Source organism: Phenylobacterium sp. P4_E10 (genome assembly GCF_056401675.1).
Genome location: NZ_JBFUIW010000002.1, coordinates 87,467 through 104,080, shown reverse-complemented (window position 1 = coordinate 104,080; position 16,614 = coordinate 87,467). Strand labels below are relative to the sequence as shown.

Genomic DNA, 16,614 nt, shown 5'->3' with positions numbered 1-16,614 from the left:
TCTAGTCGGCGTCCATCTTCAGGGCGGCGATGAAGGCTTCCTGCGGGATCTCGACCTTGCCGAACTGGCGCATCCGCTTCTTGCCGGCCTTCTGCTTGTCCAGCAGCTTGCGCTTGCGGCTCATGTCGCCGCCATAGCACTTGGCCGTCACGTCCTTGCGCAGGGCGCGGATGGTCTCGCGGGCCACGATCCGGCCGCCGATCGCCGCTTGCAGCGGGATCTGGAACTGGTGCGGACTGATCAGGTCCTTCATCTTCTCGACCATGCCGCGGCCGCGGGTCTCGGCCCGGTCGCGGTGAACCAGCATCGACAGCGCGTCCACCGGCTCGGAATTGACCAGGATCGACATCTTCACCAGGTCGCCGACACGGTAGCCCTCGATGGCGTAATCGAACGACGCGTAGCCCTTCGAAACGCTCTTCAGCCGGTCGTAGAAGTCGAACACCACCTCGTTCAGTGGCAGGTCATAGACCACCAGGGCGCGCGAGCCGACATAGCTCAGCTCACGCTGCTCGCCGCGGCGGTCCTGGCAGAGCTTGATGACCGAGCCCAGGTACTCGTCCGGCGTCAGGATCGTCGCCTTGATCCACGGCTCGCTGATCGAATCGATCTTCACCGGATCGGGCATGTCCGCCGGATTGTGCAGCTCGATCTCGCTGCCGTCGGTCATGTGGATCTTGTAGACGACGCTGGGCGCGGTCGCGATCAGGTCGAGGTCGAACTCACGGCTCAGGCGCTCCTGGATGATCTCCAGGTGCAGCAGGCCGAGGAACCCGCAGCGGAAGCCGAAGCCGAGCGCGGCGCTGGTCTCCATCTCGTAGGTGAACGAGGCGTCGTTCAGGCGCAGGCGGCCGATCGCGGCGCGCAGGTCCTCGAAATCGGCGGCGTCGACCGGGAACAGCCCGCAGAACACCACCGACTGGGCGACGCGGAAGCCGGTCAGCGCGGTCTCGGTCTGGCGCTTTTCCTCGGTGATGGTGTCGCCGACTGCGGCGTCGGCGACCTGCTTGATCTGGGCGGTGATGTAGCCGATCTCGCCGGGGCCGAGTTCGGCCACCTCGGTCTGCTTCGGACGGAAGACGCCGATCTTGTCCACCTGGTGGGTGGCGCCGGCGTTCATCATCCGCACCTTCATGCCCGAGCGCAGGACGCCGTCCAGCACGCGCACCAGGACCACGACGCCGAGATAGGGGTCATACCAGGCGTCGACCAGCAGCGCCTTCAGCGGCGCGTCACGGTCGCCCTTGGGGGCGGGCAGGCGGGCGACCACGGCTTCCAGCACGTCGGCGATGCCTTCGCCGGTCTTGGCCGAGCAGAGCACGGCTTCCGATGCGTCGATGCCGATGACGTCCTCGATCTGCTGACGCACCCGGTCCGGTTCGGCTGCGGGCAGGTCGATCTTGTTGAGGACCGGGACGATCTCGTGGTTGTTGTCGATCGCCTGGTAGACGTTGGCCAGGGTCTGGGCTTCGACGCCTTGTGAGGAGTCCACGACCAGGATCGAGCCTTCGCAGGCAGCCAGCGAGCGGCTGACCTCATAGGCGAAGTCGACGTGGCCGGGGGTGTCCATCAGGTTGAGGATGTAGGTCTCCCCATCCTTGGCCTTGTACTCCAGGCGCACGGTCTGGGCCTTGATGGTGATCCCGCGTTCGCGTTCGATCTCCATGTTGTCCAGCACCTGCTCCGTCATCTCGCGCTTGGTCAGCGCGCCGGTCTCCTGGATGAGCCGGTCGGACAGGGTCGATTTGCCGTGGTCGATGTGGGCCACGATCGAGAAATTGCGGATGTGGGAGAGGGGCGTCGTCATTGCGTCCCGCGTCTAGCACATTCAGCGAAGATCGCGAGTAGGCCGTCTGCCTGCGACTTCATGGTTAATCGCCCGTTAAGCCTGGTCGCCGCATTCATGTCCTCTGGGGATGTGAGGCTTGTTCGAGCTTCGAGGAAAATTACGACCGATGGACCGCCGTACGCTGATCGTTTCTGGCTTGGCCACTCTGGGCGCCGCGGGTTGTGCAACGGCTCAGCCGACGGCGGTTCCGCCGCCCGGTTCGCCTGCGGCGAACAACTCGCTGCCGCCGCCTTCGCCGAGCGCCACCGCAAATCCCAGCTATCCGACCGGCCAGGCAGAGACCTACAGCCGCGAGGAACTGGTCAACAACGTCTCTGACTTCCTCGGCGTGACCGCCGAGGCGGCGGGCGGCGCCATCGAGCGCGGCTTCCAGGACAATGGCCGTCCCACCGCCTACATTGCCGGCGAAGAGGCGTCGGGCGCCTTTGTCGGCGGCGCGCGCTACGGCCGCGGCCTGCTCTACATGAAGAACCGCGAGCCGATCGAAGTCTTCTGGCAAGGGCCGTCGGTGGGCTGGGACTTCGGCGGCAACGCCAGCCGCGTCTTCGCGCTCTGCTACAATCTCCAGTATCCGGAAGTGATCTTCCAGCGCTTCCCGGGGGTCGAAGGCTCGGCCTACCTGGTCGCCGGCCTCGGCGTGAACTACCTGCGCACCGACGACATCACGCTGGCCCCCATCCGGGCCGGGGTTGGGGTGCGGCTGGGCGCGAACGTGGGCTATCTCGGCTTCAGTCGTCAGCGTCGCACCCTGCCGTTTTAGCGCGCGCGCCCTTGGGCTTTCGACGGAATCAGCCGTAGCGTTTTCCTGAGGCTCTGCTTCGAGACGACAGAGCACTGCGGCCGCCGCCTGGGTAGCGCTCCGGCCGTCATGCGTCGGGGGACGGGATGAGGCCGGTCAGCGAGACCAAGTGGATCAGTTGCGTGACGCCGACCGGCGACAAGCTGGTCTTCGCCGCCCGTCCGGAACTCCAGGAACGCAGCAAATCGGCCGTCGTGCTGATCCATGAGGTGCTGAGTTCGGCGGGCCAGCTTGCCGACTGGTTCGGCCGGCTCGAGCCCGAAGCCGAGCTCCTGCTGTCGGCGCTGCCCGGGCACGGGACTGCGCCGCCGCTGGCCGTCCGGGGCTGGGAGCAGATCGTGGACGCCTACGAGCAGAGCCTGAAGGTCATGCTCCCCGGTCGGCGGGTGCTCGTCGCCGGCGCCGGTCTCGGCGGCGTCCTGGCCCTGGCGCTCAACGCCAGAGGCTACGCCTGCGTCGCCTTTGACCCCTACTTCAGCACCGCCAAGCAGTGGCCGATCGAATCGGCGCTCGTGCAGATCAACGGCGCAGCGACCGCCAACGCCGACTTCCTGTTCGACACCCTGGGCTGGCGCGACGGGGCGCTGGCCGAGAATCGCAGTTATGGCGGTCTACTCGACCGACTCAAGGCGCCGGCCATGATCGTCTGCGGGGACGCGCCCTTGGCGCCGGTGCGCGATAGCGGTCCCGCCCCATCGCTGATGGACGAAGCCGACCATGCCTTGCTGGCCGCCTATCCGAATGTGCGGCTGAAGGTGCTCGAGGGCTGCGGCCACGACGTAATGGGCCAGGCCCCGGACGTCTGCCGCGAGATCATCCTCGACGAGCTCGCCAGGGCCTAGCAAGGGCCCCTCCTGGTCGGAGAGGCCCTTAGCCCTAGGCGCGGAGCTTGGCGCTCACGGCTTTCTCGGCGGCGGCGACGACCTTGGCCGACAGGGCCTCGATCTCGGCGTCGGTCAGGGTCTTCTCCCGCGGCTGCAGCAGGATCTCCACCGCCACCGACTTCGAGCCCTCCGGCACGCCGGTTCCGCGATAGACGTCGAACACCCGCGCCTGGGTGATCAGCGCCTTGTCGGCGCCGGCCACGGCCTTGAGCAGGTCGCTGGCGGCCGCCTGCTCGTCGACCACGAAGGCGAAGTCGCGGCTGAGCGGCATCAGGGGCGAGAGCGCGAGCGCCGGTTTGGTCTTGGTCGCCTTCTTCTTCGGCTCGGGAATGGCGTCCAGCACCAGTTCGAAGCCGACGATCGGTCCCTCGACGTCCAACGCCTTGAGGATGCGCGGATGGATCTCGCCGAACTCGACCAGGGTCTGTTTGCCCAGCCGCAGCGCGGCCGAGCGGCCGGGATGCCACCAGTCGGACAGTCCGCCCTGCACCACCTGCAGCGAGCCGGTCGGCGCGCCCAGGTCGTCCAACAGCGACATAAGGTCGGCCTTCAGCTCGAACAGCGGGTCGGCCGAGGCGCCGTCCCACCGCCGCGGCGGATGCGGGGCGACGACGGCGGCGATCGCCGTGGTCTGGTCGGCCGGCTGGTCGCCGGCGTAGAGCGGGCCGATCTCGAACAGCGCCACGTCGGGGAAGCCGCGCCGCGCGTTGCGGCCGGCCGCCTCGATCAGGCCCGGCAGGATCGAGGGGCGCATGCAGTCCAGGTCCGAGGCGATCGGATTGGTGATCACCAGGCTGTCCTGTCCACCGCCGAACAGGCGCGCGGTGTCACGCTTGGTGAAGCTCCAGGTGATGGCCTCGGCATAGCCCTTGGCGGCCATGGCGCGGCGTCCGGCCCGCATCCGGCCTTGGCGCACGGTCAGCACGCCGCCGGCGGCCGGGGGCAGTTCGGGCAGCGGCAGGGCGGGCAGGGCGTCGTAGCCCTCGATCCGCGCCACCTCTTCCACCAGGTCGGCTTTGCCCTCGACGTCGCGGCGCCACGAGGGCGGCTGCACCATCTCGCCGTCCAGGCCAAAGCCCAGGTCGCGCAGGATGTCGTCGATCCGCTGCGGCTGCAGCTCCAGGCCCGACAGCTGTCGGACATAGCCGCGGTCAAAGGCGATCGGCGACGGCCGGGGCAGGGCCTCGCCGACCATCGAGATTTCCGACGGCTCGCCGCCGCACAGCTCCAGGATCAGCTTGGTGGCCAGCTCTAGACCGGGAACCAGGCTCTCGGGATCGACGCCGCGCGCGAAGCGGTACTGCGCGTCCGAGGTGACGCCCGTCGAACGGCCCGTCTGGGCGATGCGGATCGGGTCGAACCAGGCGCTTTCCACGAACACGTCGGTGGTCTCGTCCGAGCAGCCGGTCGAGAGCCCGCCCATCACGCCGCCCAGGCCGATCGGGCCCGAACCATCGGCGATGACGGTGATCTCGGGGCTCACGGCGTAGGTCTTGCCGTCCAGCGCCTCGACGCTCTCGCCGTCCTTGCCGGCGCGGGCCTCGACGAAGCCGCCGCTCAGCTTGCTGAGATCATAGACGTGCAGCGGCCGCGCACGGTCGTAGGAGATCAGGTTGGTGACATCGACCAGGGCGTTGATGGGGCGCAGGCCGATCGAGGTCAGCTTCTGCTGCAGCCAGGCCGGCGAGGGGCCATTCTTGACGCCGCGGATCAGCCGACCGGCGAACTGCCGACAGCCGTTCGAGCCGTCCAGGCGGATCTCGACGGGATTGGCGAACTGACCGGCCACCGGCTTGACGCCGACGTCCTTCAGCGTCCCGAGGCCGGCGGCCGCCAGGTCGCGGGCGATGCCGACCACGCCCAGCCAGTCAGGACGGTTCGGCGTCACTTCGAAGTCGATCACGGCTTCCAGGCCAAGCGCCTGAGCCACCGGCGTGCCGACGGCCAGGTCGTCCGGCAACTCCATGATGCCGTCCGACTCCGCCGCGGTCTCGAGCTCGGAGGCCGAGCACAGCATGCCGTGCGAGACGACGCCGCGCACCGGCTTCTCGACCAGGGTCACGCCCAGGCCCGGCACATAGGCGCCGATCGGGGCGTAGACCACGGTGATCCCGGCCCGAGCGTTCGGCGCGCCGCAGACGATTTCCTTGCGCCCGTCGCGGGTGTCGACCTGGCAGACGCGCAGGCGGTCGGCGTTCGGGTGCTGCACGGCCGCGACGATCTTGGCCACCGAGAAGGCGGCCAGCTTCGTCGCCGGATCGTCGACATGCTCGACCTCCAGGCCGGCCATGGTCATGGCGTCCACGACCTGCTGGGTCGTCGCTTCGGTGTCGAGGTGGTCTTTCAACCAGGAGAGGGTGAACTTCATCGAGTGCGTCTCTCTAGATCCTCCCCCATTGGGGGAGGTGGCGTTCGGAGCGAAGCGACGAATGACCGAGGGGGGCAGCGACGGCTGGGATCAAAGTCCCCCTCAGTCCGCTTCGCGGACAGCTCCCCCAGAGGGGGAGCATCTGATCGGTGAGGCTCAGGAGAGCCCCGTGGCCGGGTTCGGCGTGGCGTAGGGGCTGAAGCCGTAGTGCTGCAGCCAGCGGACGTCGCTGGCGAACATGTCGCGCAGGTCGGGCATGCCGTACTTCAGCACCCCCAGGCGGTCGACGCCGCAGCCAAAGGCGAAGCCCTGCCAGACGTCCGGATCGAGCCCGCAATTGCGCAGCACGTTCGGGTGGACCATCCCGCAGCCGAGAATCTCCAGCCAGTCGGTCCCTTGGCCGATCTTCACCTCGCCGCCGGAGCGGTCGCACTGCACGTCCATCTCGGCGCTCGGCTCGGTGAACGGGAAGTGGTGCGGCCGGAAGCGGGTGACCACTTCGGGCGTCTCGAAATAGCGCGCCAGGAAGGTCTCCAGCGTCCACTTCAGGTGGCCCATGTGGATGGCCTTGTCGATCACCAGGCCTTCGATCTGGTGGAACATCGGCGTGTGGGTCTGGTCTGAGTCCTTGCGGAAGGTCCGGCCCGGCACGATCACGCGGATCGGCGGCTCCTGACCGTTGGCGATCCAGGACGGCAGCTTCTCGTTGACCTGATGCATCACCCGCACCTGCACCGGGCTGGTGTGGGTGCGCAGCACCTTGCGCTCGCCGTGCTCGTCCTCGGGCAGGAAGAAGGTGTCGTGCATCTCCCGCGCCGGATGCTTCTCGGGGAAGTTCAGGGCGGTGAAGTTGTTGAAGTCGGTCTCGATGTCAGGGCCTTCGGCGACCGAAAAGCCCATTTGCGCGAAGACGGCGATCATCTCGTCCATGACCTGCATGGTCGGGTGGACGCTGCCCTTGCGGCGCGGCGGCGCGGGCAGGGACAGGTCGACGCGCTCGGCCGCCAGCTTGGCGTCGAGCTCGGCGGCTTCCAGCACCTGCTTGCGGGCGACGATGGCGCTCTGGACGCGATCGCGCAGGCCGTTGATCTGCGGGCCGCGCTCACGGCGCTCGTCCGGGCTCATGGAGCCGAGCGACTTCAGCAGCTCGGAAATGGAGCCGGACTTGCCGAGGGCGGAGACGCGCACGGCCTCTAGGGCGGCGGCGTCGCTCGCGCCGTCGACGGCGGCGAGGATTTCAGCTTCGAGTTGGGCGGTCATGACGGGCTCGTCTAAGGGAACGGACGGGGCGCGGGAAGCGGAGACAGCAAAAAGCCCTCCGGCGGTTCACACCGGAGGGCTTCTCGAATGCTCAGTGAGTCGTTGGACTCAAATGGCCTCAAGCCAGCGCGGCGCGAACCTTGTCGGCGATGGCCTTGAAGCCAACCGGATCGGCGCCCGCGATGTCCGACAGGACTTTGCGGTCGATCTCGATCCCGGCCTTATCAAGGCCGAAGATAAACTGCGAGTAGGTGAAGCCTTCCAGACGCGCAGCGGCGTTGATGCGCTGGATCCAGAGCGAGCGGAAGTTGCGCTTGCGGACCTTGCGGTCGCGGTAGGCGTACTGTCCGGCGCGGTCCACGGCCGCCTTGGCGGCGCGGATGGTGTTCTTGCGGCGCCCGTAGAAGCCCTTGGCTTGCTCGAGAACCTTCTTGTGCTTGGCGTGGGCGACAACGCCCCGTTTCACGCGAGCCATGTGTCAGTTCTCCTTAAAGGCCGTAGGGGAGCCAAAGCTTGACGATCTTCGTGTCAGCTTCGCTCATCACCTTGGTGCCACGGTTCTGACGGATGTACTTCGCGCTGTGGCTGATCAGGCGGTGGCGCTTGCCAGCGACGCCGGCCTTCAGCTTGCCAGACGCAGTCAGTTTGAAGCGCTTCTTCACGCCCGATTTGGTCTTCAACTTCGGCATTTCTCTGCGGAGCCTCGCGACCCCGTCCTCTGGTGTATTGATGAATCGCCCTGGCATGCCTTTGGCCAGACGACTCCGAAGAGCGGGGCGTTTACGCGAAAGGGTGAGGGAAGGCAAGGCTTTGAGTCCGCCTGCGGCGACTCGGCGCCTGCTGCGCTATAGAGTTTGCTCCGGTCTGGAACGAGGGGTCCGATGACCGCCAAGCCCGCACCGCCCGGCTCCGGCCAGGCTCGCCGCCGTCGCCTGCTCGGGACCTTCGTCGCCCGTCCGCGGCTGCTGCTTGGCGGCGCGGCCGGTGTCGCGGTCTGGTTGCTCTGCCTCTTCACGCCCAACCATCTCAGCCTGGTCACCTCGGCGATCCTGGCCTGGGACGCCAACTGCGTCACCTTCATCGCCCTGACCGTGGCCATGATGTGGGGCGCGAATTCGGCCCGCATGCGCGCCGTCGCCGCCACCCAGGACCAGGGCCAGACCGTGATTCTCAGCCTGGTCATCGCCGCCGCGGCGGCCAGCATCTGGGTGATCGCCAAGGAGCTCTCGGCCGCCCAGCACGACGCCGGCCTGATCAAGGCCCTGCGGGTCATCCTGGTGTTCGCGACGGTCGCCCTGTCCTGGTTCATGGTGCAGCTGATCTTCGCCCTGCACTATGCGCACGAGTACTACGCCCCGGACGGCGACACGCCCCGGGACGCCGAGGGGCTCAAGTTCCCCGGCGGCGAGGAACCCGACTACTGGGACTTCCTGCACTTCTCGATCGTCATCGGCGTCGCCTGCCAGACCGCGGACATCGAGTTCACGTCCAAGCCGCTGCGCCGCATCGGCACGGTGCACGGCGTCGTCGCCTTCACCTTCAACACAGTGGTGCTGGCGCTGACGATCAACCTGCTGGCCGGCTTGTTCTGACGGCCTAGGGGGCGACTGCGCCCTCCCCGGCCAGCTCGCTGGTGGCGGCGGGGTCGGTCAGGATAGTGCCGACCGAGGCGGCGATGACCAGGCCGATGGCCAGCCACTGCAGGCCGGCCAAGTGTTCGCCTAGGATCAGCAACCCGGCGACCGCGCCCGCCGCCGGCTCCAGACTCAGCATCACCCCGAAGCTGCGCTTGGGAATGCCGCGCAGGGCGATCATCTCCAGCGAGTAGGGTATGGCGCTCGAGACGACCGCCACCACCAGACCCAGGCCGAGAATGGCCGGATCGAACAGCGTCGTCCCGGCTTCGAAGAGGCCGATGGGAACCACGATCAGCGCCGCCGTGCTCATGCCCAGCGCCACCGATTGCCCGGCCGGCAGGTGGCCGGTGCGCTTGCCCAGCACGATGTAGAGCGCCCAGAACACCGCGGCCGCCGCCGCAAAGCCGACCCCGACTGGGTCGAGGGCGTGGCTCGCGTCCCGCAGCGGCAGCAGCAGGTAGAGGCCGAGCGCCGCCAGCGCGATCCAGAGGAAATGGATGGGCCGGCGCGAATGGACCAGGGCCAGCGACAGCGGCCCCATGAATTCGATGGCGATGGCCAGGCCCAGCGGGATGGTCCGGATCGCCATGTAGAAGCTGAGGTTCATCAGGCCCAGCACCGCCCCGTACATCGCCAGCCGCGCCAGGTCCTGCGTCTGCGGCCAAGCGCGCCAGGGCCGCCAGATCAGGCAGAGCAGCAGGGCCGAAAAGCCGACCCGATATGCCGTGGCGCCCTGCGCGCCAACCAACGGGAACAGCTGCTTGGCGAACGAGGTGCCGACGCACAGTGAGACGATAGCCCCGATCAGGGCGGCGTAGGGGATCAGCGCGCGCAGGCCGCCAGCCTGTGGGGTGTTGGTAGTGGACATGGCCGGCACGCTACTGAAAACCGCGCCGCGATTGGAGGCATATCGCGATTATGCGGCCCTGGCGCTCAGGCCGGGCGCGGCATCCGCTTGCGGATCTGCAGCGCCATGTAGGTCGCCGGGATGATCAGGATCGCGGTGACCACGAAGGCCGCGCCCGGATTGACCAGCGAGAACATCTGGCCCGCGAAGATCGGTCCGCCGATCCGCGCCAGCGCCATGTTCGACATGTTGAGGCCCAGGGTCTCGCCCTGACGGTCCGGCGGCGTCGCCTGCGAGATCAGGGCGGTCAGGCAGGGGAAACAGATCGACTGGCCGAAGCAGACGAAGGCGAATCCGACCATGGCCACGTGCCAGGTGGGCGAGGCGAACTGGAAGATCATGCCGATCCACATCGCGGCCAGGCCGGCGGTGAGCACCCGCGCCTCGCCATGGCGGCGCACCAGCGAGCCGGTGACCACGCCCTGGCAATAGGCGCCCAGCACCCCGATGGCCATGAAGGCGAAGCCGATCTGCCGCGGACCCCAGCCGAACCGATACTCGGTCCATAGGCCGTAGGTCGCCTCGATGCCGGCGAACCCGGCCACGGTGATGAAGCTGATGAACATCACCCGCATGATGATCGGGTGGGCCAGGGCCAGTTTCAGCACCTCAACCTGACCCAGGCGCGGCCCGGTCTTTCGCTCGGGCCGGCTCTCGCGCACGAACATCATGACCGACAGCGCCGACATCAGACCGAAGGCGGCGGCGGCGAACAGCGGGATCTGGAAGCCAAAGCGGCCGAGCTCAGGGCGAGCCAGCAGGCCGCCGATCGCCGGGCCGATCATGAAGCCCAGCGAGAAGGCCGACCCCATCAACCCCATCTTGGCCGCGCGTTCTTCCGGCTTGGTGATGTCGGCGAGGCTGCCCTGCAGGGTCGAGATGTTGCCCGACAGGAAGCCGCCCACGAACCGGGCCAGGAAGGCCAGCCAGATGTTCGGCGCGAAAGCCAGGGCCACATAGGCCAGGGCGCCGCCCGCGATGGTGATCATCAGCACCGGGCGGCGGCCGGTGCGGTCCGACATCCGGCCCCAGAACGGCTCGCCCAGGAACTGACCGAACGAGAAGGCCGAGAACAGGATGGCGATCTGCCAGGCGGGCGCGTCCAGCGACTTGCCGAAGAACGGCAGCAACGGGATGACCAGGCCGAACCCGGCGATGTTCAGGAAGATCACCGACAGCAGCACGATGAGAGCCCGCCGATCGCCCGCGGGCGGTGGCGTGGCCGGGCTCATGGCTGTTCGGCCTGCTCTACTTGTTGCGCCTGCAGGTGGGCCTTGGCTCGCCGGCCCGCCGATAGGGCCAGGAAGATCGCCGGCGCCACCACCAATGCGCCGATGATGAAGGGGCCGTTGAGCACGTGCTCAAAGACGAAGCCGGCCGTGATGGGGCCGACGACCCGGGCCGCGGCGCCGCAAGCGTTGTTCAATCCCAGGATCTGGCCCTGCTTATGCGGATCGGCGGTGCGCGAGATCAGCGCCCCCACATTGGGGAAGGCCACGGACTGGCCGACGGCGGTGAAGCACATCAGCGCGATGGTCATCGGGCCGCCGGTGGAGACGGTCTGCAGCGCAGCGCCGACCACGGTCATGGCCATGCCGACGGCGAGCATCGGACCTTCGCCGAACCGTTCCGACATGTTGCCGGTGACCAGGGTCTGGGTGAGGAAGGCCGACACGCCGACGAAGGCGAAGCAGATCCCGATGTCGCGGGGCTCCCAGCCGAAGCGGGCGTTGGCCCAGGGGCCGAACATCGCTTCCATTCCGGTGAACGCGAAGCCGACCAGGAAGGTCAGCAGCATCAGGCGGCCGATCACCGGATGGCTGACCGCCTCGCCGATGGCCGACCAGCGGCTCGGGCGATCGGTGATGCTGGTGTCGCGTATGCGGCTCTCGCGGATGAACAGCATGATCGCGATGACGCAGAGCAGGGCCAGGCCCGAGGCGATGAACAGCGGGATGCGGAAGCCGGTCGGGCCGGCCCCCGTATGGACAAACAGCCCGCCGACGGACGGGCCGACGATCAGGCCGACGTTCCAGGCCGCGCTCTGGTACGACATCTGGCGCGCGCGCTTCTCCGGCGGCGTGACGTCGGCAAGATATCCCTGCACCACGGCCCCGTTTCCGGCGGCCAGGCCGCCGACCAGGCGGATCAGGAACGCGATCCAGATATTGGGGGCGAAGGCCAGGGCCAGATAGCAGAGGCAGTTGCCGGTGATCGTCGAAATCAGCAGCGGTTTGCGGCCGTACTTGTCCGACAGGCGGCCCCAGAAGGGCTCGCCGAAGAAGGCGCCCACGGAATAGGCCGCGAAGATCACGCCGATCTGCCAGCCGGGGGCGTTGAACGACTTCGCATAGAAGGGCAGCAGCGGGACGATGATCCCGAAGCCCAGCATGTTGATGAAAATGACGGCGATGAGCGACGGCGCCGCCCATCGGGACGGAGACGCCCCTTGAGGTGCGACGACTGACATGTGAACGCTGTTAAGCGGACCCGTCGTGCGCCGCAAGCCCGAGTTCGGCGCTTGGTTGTTCGGATCGGCCGGTGCGACTTCGACGCCTCACCCTGGCGGGTTCAGGTCGTCGGACTCGCTGGTTGGGGCGAAGCTTGCGATATGGCCGTCCCGATCGGCTTCGAGGGTCCAGTACGTCAGGTGGTCGTCGAAGCCGATCCGATACTTGCGGTTGACGCCCGCGTCGCTGGACTTCTCCGCGACCAGCTCCATCGAGCGGATCGGGCCGATGGCGTCCAGCATGATCGAGCGCAGTTCATTGAAGAACGGCCGCATTTCCTCGGCGCCGGCGGCGGTGAAGACCTCGGCGTCGAATTTTCCCTCCGCCGCCGCGACCAGTGTCCGACGGGCGAGATCCGTGAGCGCCGGACGGGTGTCGGCGATCGCCGGGGCCTGTTGCCCGGCCGGCAGGTACAGCGCCATCACGGCGGGAGCGAGCAGGGGGTAGAGCCGCTGCTGGTTGGTCAGCACGATGACGGTCAGCTTGCGGTCCTCGGCGCGCAGCACGTCGGCCAGGGCCGGTCCGCCGCTGTGGCCCACCACCGGCGCGCCGCGCAGCAGGCCGGTGGTCCAGCCGACCCCGAACCCGCCCCGGCCGCCCCCGGTCAGGGTCGGCGGGGTTTCGAGAATGCGCAGGCTTTCGGGCTTCAGCAGCCGGCCCTGGTCAAGAGCCGCGAACACCTTGGCCAGATCCCGGGCCGACGAGAACAGGCCGCCGGCGGCATAGGTGATCTCCGGGTACAGCCCGTCGCTGACGTGCTGGGCGCCGCCCTCCCAGGCGTAGACCGGCGCGCGGTGCGGCAGGACCTTCGACCAGCGCGCCGGGCCCTTGTTGGCCGCGAAGCTGAAGCTGGTCCGGGTCAGGCCCAGAGGCTTGACGATCTCGGCGTCGATCAGGGCCGGGAAGGATTGGCCTGAGACCTTCTCGAGGATGGCCAGCAGGACGACGAAGTCGGTCAGGCCGTACTGCGACTTGGCGCCCGGCGGGTGCAGCAGCGGCGATCGCATGGCGCTGGCCAGGGTCTGGGCCAGGTCGGTGGGCCTTGGCCCCTCGATCCCCTGGGGCAGGCCCGAGGTGTGGTTCGCCAGATGAGCGACGGTGATCGTCCCCCAGCTCTCGGGCGCATCCGGGAAGAACTTGGTGATCGGATCGTCGAGGCGGATCTGGCCGCGTTCCACCAGCCGCATGAGGACGATGCCGGTGAACAGCTTGGTCGCCGACGCGATCTGGAAGGCGGTGTCGGCGTCGGCGGCGGCGTCCCATTCGAGACTGGCGGTCCCGAAACCCTGCAGCTTGATGATCTCCCCGTCACGGACCACCGCGAGCGCCGCGCCCGGAATATGGCTGCGCGCCATCTGTCTTTGAACGAGGTCGTCCGCCGGACTGGCGAAGGCGCCGCTCGAAAACAGGAGGCAGGCCGCAAGGGCGATCGGGATCAGGCGCAAGGGGAGCTCCGTCAAGGCTCCCAAGGCCTAGCGCTTCCGGCTTTGCCGGTCATCGCCCCTGAGATGAAGCTTCGCAGCGAGGCGACGAAGTCGCCGGAAACAAAAACGGCGGGCCAGGGCCCGCCGTCTTCGGTGTCCGGATCAGATGCCCTAGCGCGGGGCCAGGATCATGATCATTTGGCGGCCTTCCATGCGCGGCTCGTATTCGACCTTGGCCACTTCGTCGAAGTCGGCCTTGACCTTCTGGAGCAGCTTCATGCCGAGTTCCGGGTGGGCCAGTTCGCGACCGCGGAAGCGCAGGGTGACCTTCACCTTGTCGCCTTCGTCGAAGAACCGATGCATCGCCTTGGTCTTCACGTCGTAGTCGTGAATGTCGATGTTCGGGCGGAGTTTGATCTCCTTGATCTCGACGACCTTCTGGCGCTTGCGCGCTTCGTTCTTCTTCTTCTGCTCCTGGAACTTGAACTTGCCGTAGTCCAGGATTTTGCAGACGGGCGGATCAGCGTTGGGCACGATCTCGACCAGGTCGAGACCAGCTTCCTCGGCGGCCTCCATGGCCGACGAAGTCGGCATCACGCCCTGCTTCTCGCCGTGCTGGTCGATCAGCAGAACTTTGGGGACGCGGATTTCATCATTGATGCGCGGTCCGTCTTTGACGGGCGGCGCCTGCATCGGGCGGCGAATAGGCTTTCGCTCCTAGAGCTGTTGAAACGGGTGCGGCCGGCAGCTGGGGGCTCCGGTCGGGCAGCCATATATGACGAAGGCGATGCCCCCAATCAAGCGGCGCTACTGCTGCGGCAACAATGCGTTCGCCGCCTGTAGGACCTCGGCCACAGGAAGATCGGCCAGATTGCCTGACCTCAGCACGGTCACGTGACCGCGCGGCGCGGCCAGTTGCGGGTCCGAGGCGCTGGAGAAAAGCACGACGGTCGGCGCGCCGGCCGCCGCCGCCAGGTGCAGCGGTCCGGTGTCGTTGCCGACCACCAGGGCGGCCTTGGCCCCCAGCATCGCGACCTTGGCGAAATCGGTGCGGCCGGTCAGGTCGCGGGCCTGGCCGACCTCGCGCTGGATCTGCCGAGCCAGAGCGCTCTCCTGCGGCCCGCCGATGATCACGATGTCGTATCCGCGCTCGGAGAGGATTTTGCCAAGCTGGCCGTAGCGTTCGGCCGACCACCGCTTGTCCAGCCGGTGAGCCGAGCCGCCCGGCACGAACAGCGCGTAGGGCCGCGGCTTCACCCCGCCTGGCACCGGGCGCAGCTGGCTCGGCTTGGGCGTCACCCACGACAGGTCCGGCCCCGGCGCGCTGCCGGGCTCGGTCGGGGCGTCGGGCCAGATGCCGGCGAACTTCAGCTGGTCGGCCTGCCGCTCCAGCGTGTGCATGCGGTTGCGGTTAGGGTTCTTGTGCGGTAGCGAGCAGCCGGCCGCGATGCCCGACCAGTCCGGCGGGAACGGCGTCAGCAGGTGGAAGAGCCGCGCCGACTGGGCCGAGGTCTGCAGGTCGTAGACCCGGTCGTACTTCGCCGCCTTCAGCCGTTTGCGCAGCGCCAGCCACTCGCCCAGGCCCTGCGGCCGGCCGTCGGTCTCCACCGCGTTGAAATAGGGGCAGGCCTTGGCCAGGCTCTCGAAGGGTGGAGTGGTCAGCAGGGTGATGTGCGCGCGCTTGTGCGCCTCGCGGATCTTCTTCATCGCCGCCAGGGCCAGGACGAAGTCGCCCAGGGCCGACAGCTTGATCACCAGGATCTTCTTGATCTCGCGCGCCATCAGTTGCTGAACCCCGAATTGCGCGCCGCCAACACCCGAGCGTACGCGTCTAGGGTCGCCTCGCACATGGCGTCGACCGAATAGAGGCGCCGGGCTCGATTGGCCGCCGCCTGGCCCATCGCGGCCAGCCGCGCCGGGCCCATCTTGATGGCCTTGCTCATCGCGCCGGCCCATGCGTCGGCGTCGTCCACGGCCACCAGCCAGCCGGTCTCGCCGTGCACCACGGTCTCCGTGGTGCCGCCGTGGTCGGAGGCCAGCACCGGCTTGCCCATTACCTGCGGTTCCACCGCCGTGCGACCGAACGACTCCGGCTTGGTGGTCGGCAGCATGGCGATGTCGCAGATCTGATAGGCCGCCGGCATGTCGTCGCAATGGCCGACCACCAGCACCTGGCCCGCCAGGCCGGCCGCGGCGACCGCGCCCTCGACCTCCTCGCGGTAGCCGGTGCGGCCCTGGTCGTCGCCGGCGAAGATGATCACGAAATTGTCCTCACCCTGCTCGCGCATCCGCCGGGCCGCCTCGACGATCAGCAGGTGGCCCTTGATCCGCGTCAGCCGCCCGGCCAGCAGCAGCTTCACTCGCCGGTCCTTGGCGTCCAGGCCCCAGGCGCTGCGCAGCGCCTGCGTCCGCTCAGGCGTCACCCAGCTCGGATTGAACCGCTCCAGATCCACGCCACGCGGGATGGAGACGATCTTGGCCGGGTCGATGTGGTGTTCGCTGAGCACGTGGTCGCGTGTGTAGTCCGAGTTGGCGATCACCAGATCGCCGCGGGTCATCACCGCATTGTACCAGCGTTTGACGCTGTTCTTGGCGTTATAGACGCCGTGATAGGTCGCCACGAACGGCGTGCGGGTCGACTGCGCCGCCCACAGGGCCGAAAACGCCGGAGCCCGGCTGCGGGCGTGGACGATCGAGACCTTCTCGCGCCGGATCAGGTCGACCAACCGCGCGGCGTTGCCGAGCATCACCAGCGGGTTCTTGGTCTGCACCGGCATCTGGGCCAGCCGTCCGCCGTCGGCTTCCAGCCGCGCCGTCATGCGTCCGCCGCGCGTCGCGACCAGCGCCTTGCCGCCGGCGCGCACGACCGCATGCGCCACATCGATCGTGGTCTGTTCGGCGCCGCCCGTCTCTAGCTCGGGCACGACCTGCAAAAGGGTGAAGTCCGGGGGCAGCGTCACGGGCTTCTGCATAACG

At 68.0% G+C, this 16,614-nt stretch carries 15 protein-coding genes; 3 read left to right on the top strand and 12 right to left on the bottom strand.

Going from position 1 to position 16,614, the window contains the following annotated elements; all coding sequences use genetic code 11:
• Position 1: 1 nt before the first annotated feature.
• Positions 2 to 1,807: a translation elongation factor 4 gene (lepA, locus tag AC1DQJ_RS02510; RefSeq protein WP_477599938.1), complete on the bottom strand. Its 1,806-nt coding sequence runs from the start codon at positions 1,805 to 1,807 to the stop codon at positions 2 to 4.
• A gap of 148 nt (positions 1,808 to 1,955) precedes the next feature.
• Between lepA and AC1DQJ_RS02505 the strand changes: the two genes are divergently transcribed.
• Together AC1DQJ_RS02505 and AC1DQJ_RS02500 are read left to right on the top strand one after the other, a co-directional pair.
• Entirely contained in the window at positions 1,956 to 2,609 is a 654-nt protein-coding gene (locus tag AC1DQJ_RS02505; protein ID WP_477599936.1) for a DUF1134 domain-containing protein, read from the top strand.
• Positions 2,610 to 2,734: 125 nt separating this feature from the next.
• On the top strand, positions 2,735 to 3,490 hold the full coding sequence (locus AC1DQJ_RS02500) for an alpha/beta fold hydrolase (RefSeq protein WP_477599935.1): 756 nt from the start codon (positions 2,735 to 2,737) through the stop codon (positions 3,488 to 3,490).
• Positions 3,491 to 3,524: 34 nt separating this feature from the next.
• On the opposite strand, the gene pheT is transcribed toward AC1DQJ_RS02500, so the two are convergent.
• From pheT to rpmI, 4 genes are all read right to left on the bottom strand, one after another.
• Positions 3,525 to 5,900 carry a phenylalanine--tRNA ligase subunit beta gene (gene pheT, locus AC1DQJ_RS02495; RefSeq protein WP_477599933.1) on the bottom strand — a complete coding sequence of 792 codons (2,376 nt, stop codon included), beginning with the start codon at positions 5,898 to 5,900 and terminating at the stop codon, positions 3,525 to 3,527.
• A gap of 156 nt (positions 5,901 to 6,056) precedes the next feature.
• Positions 6,057 to 7,160 carry a phenylalanine--tRNA ligase subunit alpha gene (gene pheS, locus AC1DQJ_RS02490; RefSeq protein WP_477599931.1) on the bottom strand — a complete coding sequence of 368 codons (1,104 nt, stop codon included), beginning with the start codon at positions 7,158 to 7,160 and terminating at the stop codon, positions 6,057 to 6,059.
• 118 nt (positions 7,161 to 7,278) lie between these two features.
• Complete coding sequence (gene rplT, locus AC1DQJ_RS02485; protein ID WP_477599930.1) at positions 7,279 to 7,635, bottom strand: 50S ribosomal protein L20; 357 nt, start codon at positions 7,633 to 7,635, stop codon at positions 7,279 to 7,281.
• A gap of 13 nt (positions 7,636 to 7,648) precedes the next feature.
• Positions 7,649 to 7,849 (bottom strand): 50S ribosomal protein L35, encoded by a 201-nt coding sequence (gene rpmI / locus AC1DQJ_RS02480; protein WP_293405330.1) that lies wholly within the window; start codon positions 7,847 to 7,849, stop codon positions 7,649 to 7,651.
• A 192-nt stretch (positions 7,850 to 8,041) separates the two neighbouring features.
• On the opposite strand from rpmI, the gene AC1DQJ_RS02475 reads away from it, so the two are divergent.
• Positions 8,042 to 8,752, top strand: a complete 711-nt coding sequence (locus AC1DQJ_RS02475) for a DUF1345 domain-containing protein (RefSeq protein ID WP_477599928.1) — start codon at positions 8,042 to 8,044, stop codon at positions 8,750 to 8,752.
• 4 nt (positions 8,753 to 8,756) lie between these two features.
• Here AC1DQJ_RS02475 and AC1DQJ_RS02470 read toward each other — a convergent pair whose 3' ends face one another.
• The 7 genes from AC1DQJ_RS02470 to AC1DQJ_RS02440 form a co-directional block, all read right to left on the bottom strand.
• Positions 8,757 to 9,665 (bottom strand): EamA family transporter, encoded by a 909-nt coding sequence (locus AC1DQJ_RS02470; protein ID WP_477599926.1) that lies wholly within the window; start codon positions 9,663 to 9,665, stop codon positions 8,757 to 8,759.
• Between the two features lie 65 nt (positions 9,666 to 9,730).
• Positions 9,731 to 10,936, bottom strand: a complete 1,206-nt coding sequence (locus AC1DQJ_RS02465) for an MFS transporter (RefSeq protein WP_477599924.1) — start codon at positions 10,934 to 10,936, stop codon at positions 9,731 to 9,733.
• Positions 10,933 to 12,174 carry an MFS transporter gene (locus tag AC1DQJ_RS02460; RefSeq protein ID WP_477599922.1) on the bottom strand — a complete coding sequence of 414 codons (1,242 nt, stop codon included), beginning with the start codon at positions 12,172 to 12,174 and terminating at the stop codon, positions 10,933 to 10,935. The genes AC1DQJ_RS02465 and AC1DQJ_RS02460 overlap by 4 nt, the downstream gene beginning before the upstream one ends.
• An 87-nt stretch (positions 12,175 to 12,261) precedes the next feature.
• Complete coding sequence (locus AC1DQJ_RS02455) at positions 12,262 to 13,659, bottom strand: serine hydrolase domain-containing protein (protein ID WP_477599920.1); 1,398 nt, start codon at positions 13,657 to 13,659, stop codon at positions 12,262 to 12,264.
• Positions 13,660 to 13,809: 150 nt separating this feature from the next.
• Complete coding sequence (gene infC / locus AC1DQJ_RS02450) at positions 13,810 to 14,331, bottom strand: translation initiation factor IF-3 (protein ID WP_477599918.1); 522 nt, start codon at positions 14,329 to 14,331, stop codon at positions 13,810 to 13,812.
• A 114-nt stretch (positions 14,332 to 14,445) separates the two neighbouring features.
• Positions 14,446 to 15,420 (bottom strand): glycosyltransferase family 9 protein, encoded by a 975-nt coding sequence (locus tag AC1DQJ_RS02445; protein WP_477599916.1) that lies wholly within the window; start codon positions 15,418 to 15,420, stop codon positions 14,446 to 14,448.
• The gene (locus AC1DQJ_RS02440) at positions 15,420 to 16,610 is read right to left on the bottom strand and encodes a glycosyltransferase family 4 protein (RefSeq protein WP_477599914.1); all 1,191 of its coding nucleotides are present in this window, start codon (positions 16,608 to 16,610) and stop codon (positions 15,420 to 15,422) included. The genes AC1DQJ_RS02445 and AC1DQJ_RS02440 overlap by 1 nt, the downstream gene beginning before the upstream one ends.
• Between the last annotated feature and the right edge of the window lie 4 nt (positions 16,611 to 16,614).

Excerpts from the sequence above, each read along its gene's own strand:
- lepA (WP_477599938.1), bottom strand. The coding sequence starts at position 1,807 with ATGACGACGCCCCTCTCCCACATCCGCAATTTCTCGATCGTGGCCCAC.
- AC1DQJ_RS02505 (WP_477599936.1), top strand. The coding sequence starts at position 1,956 with ATGGACCGCCGTACGCTGATCGTTTCTGGCTTGGCCACTCTGGGCGCC.
- AC1DQJ_RS02500 (WP_477599935.1), top strand. The coding sequence starts at position 2,735 with ATGAGGCCGGTCAGCGAGACCAAGTGGATCAGTTGCGTGACGCCGACC.
- pheT (WP_477599933.1), bottom strand. The coding sequence starts at position 5,900 with ATGAAGTTCACCCTCTCCTGGTTGAAAGACCACCTCGACACCGAAGCG.
- pheS (WP_477599931.1), bottom strand. The coding sequence starts at position 7,160 with ATGACCGCCCAACTCGAAGCTGAAATCCTCGCCGCCGTCGACGGCGCG.
- rplT (WP_477599930.1), bottom strand. The coding sequence starts at position 7,635 with ATGGCTCGCGTGAAACGGGGCGTTGTCGCCCACGCCAAGCACAAGAAG.
- rpmI (WP_293405330.1), bottom strand. The coding sequence starts at position 7,849 with ATGCCGAAGTTGAAGACCAAATCGGGCGTGAAGAAGCGCTTCAAACTG.
- AC1DQJ_RS02475 (WP_477599928.1), top strand. The coding sequence starts at position 8,042 with ATGACCGCCAAGCCCGCACCGCCCGGCTCCGGCCAGGCTCGCCGCCGT.
- AC1DQJ_RS02470 (WP_477599926.1), bottom strand. The coding sequence starts at position 9,665 with ATGTCCACTACCAACACCCCACAGGCTGGCGGCCTGCGCGCGCTGATC.
- AC1DQJ_RS02465 (WP_477599924.1), bottom strand. The coding sequence starts at position 10,936 with ATGAGCCCGGCCACGCCACCGCCCGCGGGCGATCGGCGGGCTCTCATC.
- AC1DQJ_RS02460 (WP_477599922.1), bottom strand. The coding sequence starts at position 12,174 with ATGTCAGTCGTCGCACCTCAAGGGGCGTCTCCGTCCCGATGGGCGGCG.
- infC (WP_477599918.1), bottom strand. The coding sequence starts at position 14,331 with ATGCAGGCGCCGCCCGTCAAAGACGGACCGCGCATCAATGATGAAATC.
- AC1DQJ_RS02445 (WP_477599916.1), bottom strand. The coding sequence starts at position 15,420 with ATGGCGCGCGAGATCAAGAAGATCCTGGTGATCAAGCTGTCGGCCCTG.
- AC1DQJ_RS02440 (WP_477599914.1), bottom strand. The coding sequence starts at position 16,610 with ATGCAGAAGCCCGTGACGCTGCCCCCGGACTTCACCCTTTTGCAGGTC.